Origin of the sequence: Lactobacillus helveticus DSM 20075 = CGMCC 1.1877 (assembly GCF_000160855.1) — a bacterium.
Taxonomy (GTDB): domain Bacteria; phylum Bacillota; class Bacilli; order Lactobacillales; family Lactobacillaceae; genus Lactobacillus; species Lactobacillus helveticus.
This window is the reverse complement of the sequence record NZ_GG700756.1, coordinates 1-3,658: the sequence shown is the minus strand read 5'-3', so window position 1 is coordinate 3,658 and position 3,658 is coordinate 1. Positions and strand designations below refer to the sequence as shown.

5 protein-coding genes are annotated in these 3,658 nt (G+C 36.8%); 3 read left to right on the top strand and 2 right to left on the bottom strand.

All coding sequences use genetic code 11. The features are described from left to right. Positions 1–3: 3 nt before the first annotated feature. A complete protein-coding gene (locus HMPREF0518_RS06580; RefSeq protein WP_003627301.1) occupies positions 4–1,509 on the bottom strand; it encodes an O-antigen ligase family protein in 1,506 nt (501 codons plus the stop codon). Positions 1,510–1,601: 92 nt separating this feature from the next. Then, the gene (locus HMPREF0518_RS06575; RefSeq protein WP_003627299.1) at positions 1,602–1,901 is read right to left on the bottom strand and encodes a DUF2187 domain-containing protein; all 300 of its coding nucleotides are present in this window, start codon (positions 1,899–1,901) and stop codon (positions 1,602–1,604) included. A gap of 94 nt (positions 1,902–1,995) precedes the next feature. On the opposite strand from HMPREF0518_RS06575, the gene HMPREF0518_RS06570 reads away from it, so the two are divergent. From HMPREF0518_RS06570 to HMPREF0518_RS06560, 3 genes are all read left to right on the top strand, one after another. Continuing rightward, positions 1,996–2,541 (top strand): guanylate kinase, encoded by a 546-nt coding sequence (locus HMPREF0518_RS06570; protein WP_020828975.1) that lies wholly within the window; start codon positions 1,996–1,998, stop codon positions 2,539–2,541. A 189-nt stretch (positions 2,542–2,730) separates the two neighbouring features. Further along, a complete protein-coding gene (locus HMPREF0518_RS06565; RefSeq protein WP_003627296.1) occupies positions 2,731–3,282 on the top strand; it encodes a C40 family peptidase in 552 nt (183 codons plus the stop codon). 117 nt (positions 3,283–3,399) lie between these two features. Further along, complete coding sequence (locus HMPREF0518_RS06560) at positions 3,400–3,645, top strand: ATP-binding protein (protein WP_230856746.1); 246 nt, start codon at positions 3,400–3,402, stop codon at positions 3,643–3,645. Positions 3,646–3,658: the final 13 nt, after the last annotated feature.

Here is a 3,658-nt window from a genome sequence, read left to right as displayed (position 1 = left end):
TCTTTAATTTTTAGCCTTAATTTCAACTAATAATCCACCTTCAACGAAGGCCAAGATGAAGCTAGCAGTTAGGAAGTCCATGACATTGCCTGATGAAAATGCCGCAAACAGCATAAAGGCAATTGAAAGCAGCATCGAACTGATCAGGTAGGTGCGCTTCTTCTTATTCATTAGCCATTTAACAAAAGCGTACAGCATGATTGCTACATATGGTCCAACAAACAGCAGCATCCCGATCCAGCCTAATGAATAAATTTGGCTGGTGAAGTCACGTTCTAGGTTAAAAATGTTGGTTTCACGTGTGTATGAGATACCTAAGAACATGTCTAACTTATTATTGTTAGTCTTAACCACTTGATCTAGCATAGCCTTTTCAACGTGACGGTTTTGCATTCGCGCAGTTCCCGGCTCATTCATGATCTTAAGCCAAAACTTCGGATCATATTTATAAGGGTAGCTCTTAGTGACGAACTTTTTGCTTAGGGCATAATCTTGATAATGCTCTTCGATAAATTCAGTTAAAAATTGCTTGCGCTTCTTGCCACTTGGGTATTTTTTGAGACCAGCGGTCAATTCTTTTTTAGCAACAGTTAAACTATTATCTGATTGTTGTGCTAAAAACTTTTCGTAATTGTAACGCTGGATTGCTGGGCCAAAGGGGATGATCGCCATCGCGCCGATTTCGATTAGCAATGCGACTAAGATTGCCTTGCCATTCTTGGTGACATCTTTGACGATGAACAAGTGAAAAACGTAAAGCAAAATGCCGATGATAATGCCGCCGATTAAACCGATCAGGGCAACTTTGGTTCCAAGCTCAATCATGGCAAGAGCTTGCACGGTATTCAAAGTAACGGTTTTCCAATTAAAATGGCTAAACATGAAGTAGAGCATTAGCGGTACTAACATGAATAGGACGGCCGAAACCATATTAGCGAAGTTGAAGAATCCCTTGGATGCCATGTGAGAATAGCCGATATTAGGATTGAAGAACCATTCAAAAATGTTGGCACTGATTGGCCCCGTTTCGTAACTTCTAAGTGAAATCACGAAGAGATTACTGATTACAATAGTGAATGAAAATAGTCCGCTGATTCCTTCAATTACATGCCTGAATTGGTCACGGGTGAAATCCAATTCGGTAGTAAAGAAAATTACCAGCAGCGGCAAAATCATTCTAATGAGGTAGAAGATCTCACTGACAGTAGAATAGTTGTAATCATTTGGATTCACACTATTGAAATGTTTCACGTGTAACAAGTGCAATGCTGAGTAAATAATTAATAAAGCTAGGTAAAATAGCAGCCACTTGTTTTTACCCAATTTTTGCCAATTCTGTTTTTGGCTGAAAAACATGCAAAAGATGACAAAGACAGCCAAAATTCTGATGATCGTAGGCAAAGTAAATGGCAAAACGTCAGCCAATTTGCCGTGATAAAACCAATAAAGGTCCAAAAATGGCTGAATAAGGATGAACCAAAATAAAACGGTTCGAGTTTTCTCTTTCATAAAAAATCTCCCTAAATTAGATCGATATTGTATTAATTTTAGGCAAAAAAAGATCCTGCGTAAATATTACCCAGGATCTTTTTGAATTTGTTTTACTTTTTGCTGTCCTTGTCGGCCTTTTTAGTTTTAGCAATCTTTTCAACTTTAACTTCGTTAGTTGAAGCAGTCTTACTATTTTTAGCGGCACTAGCAGCCTTTAAGTTCTTGAAGTTGACTACGATCTTGTTGTTCAAGTCACTGATTGCAGTGGCATCAACTGGATCGTATGAAGCGATGGCTAAGAGAGCAGAATTTTCATAAATTTTTTCTACCTTACCTTGGAATGGCTTCTTAATTTCTTCTTCTGACTTGGCATCAACGATTGCGCCAACTTTTACATCTGCTTTTTTCATGGAGTTATCTCCTCTCTTGATAAAAAATCTTGGTCTTTTGTAACATTGGAATGTTAATATAGATGAGCAACATTTTCAAGTGGGGGACTTTCTTTTGAAGAAAATAATTTTAATCGCGGGCCCGAGCGGTGCCGGAAAGACAACGATTTCTGATTATTTAAATGAAAAATATGGTATACCGCGTGTCTTGACACATACGACGCGTCCAATGAGACCAGGGGAAAAGCAGAATTTCTCCTATCATTTTGAAACGGATGAAAGCTTCAAGACACTGCACTTTTTTGAACATATTAGATATGGGTCTTATCAATATGGTTCAAGTCGTGAAGCCTTAAACCTCGCTTGGAAAAAGAGTGATCTCGTTTCTTTAATTGTCGATATTAAAGGTGTTTACACTTATCTAAAACAATTAGGTAATAAAGTTTATTTCCTTTATGTGACAACTTCGACGAAGGAAGAGCTAAAAGAGCGCCTTTTAAAGCGGGGAGACGATCCCGAAAAAATCAAAGAGCGACTCAGCGGCATTGAATTAAACTTATTGCCGAAAGACTTGAAAGAATACGCTCACATATTAGTTAATGATAATCTATCAGAAACTAAGAGTAAGCTGGATTCAATCGTATCAAGGCTTAAAAAGTGATTTGAAAGCCCTTAAATTTACAAGATTTTTTAAATATGCAATGTTTCTTAACGTGATGGTAGTTCTTTTGAAACAATTATGTAACATTCAGAAGGTATTATATTAACCGTCAGCTGATTTAAGAAATCAGTCAAAAACGAAACAAATATTAAATAAAAGAAATCTATAATTTAAGGGAGACTATTAATTTTGAATTTTAAACGTACTTTAGTTAAATACACTGCAGCTTTATCAATTTTCTTTACAGGTATCTCAGCTATTAATGTTCCAGCTACTGTTCACGCTGACGAAGTTTCAACTAGCACTGTAAATAATGATAACTCAATGTCAGACATCGAAACTTCAACTCCAGCAGCAACTACTGTTAAGAAGACTTCAGCTGTTACTAAGAAGCGTAACGCAATCGTTAAGCTTGCTAAGGATCAAATTGGTAAACCTTACGTTTACGGTGCTTCAGGTCCTTCAGCATTTGACTGCTCAGGTTTAATTTCATACGTTTACAAGAACGCTGCTAACAAGACTTTGCCAAGAACTACTTACGGTCAAATCACTCTTGGTAAGACTGTTTCAGTTTCAACTAAGAAGCTTAAGAAGGGTGACTTGTTATTCTGGGGTAACTACCACGTAGGTATCTACATTGGCAGTGGCAAGTTCGTTCACGCTCCGGCTCCTGGTCAAAATGTTAAGACACAAACCTTAGCATCATTCTTCCCATCATCAGCTAAGCGTGTTATCGACTAATCACATTTAAAATTACGTCTTTCTAAAAATTATTAGCAAAAAGAGCTAGGTGAATTTCACCTAGCTCTTTTGTGCCTAAAAATATTAAAAATTATGCTTACGAAGATTATTGAGGTAGTGCTTAAATTCGAAAATCCTGATTTTTCAGGCAGTGCTAGCTTTGCTAGTTTTGACGATTTACTAGATGAAATTGGCAAAATTGCGCAAAAGCAGCAAGTCGTTTTTGTAATTGATGAATATCCTTATTTAGCAGAGTCTTATCCTGGTTTTAGCTCATTATTGCAAAAATACATTGATCGTAATTTTCTACATAGCAAATTGTTTCTAGTTCTGTGTGGTTCGTCTATGTCATTTATTGATTAATTGCCGAAGAAAT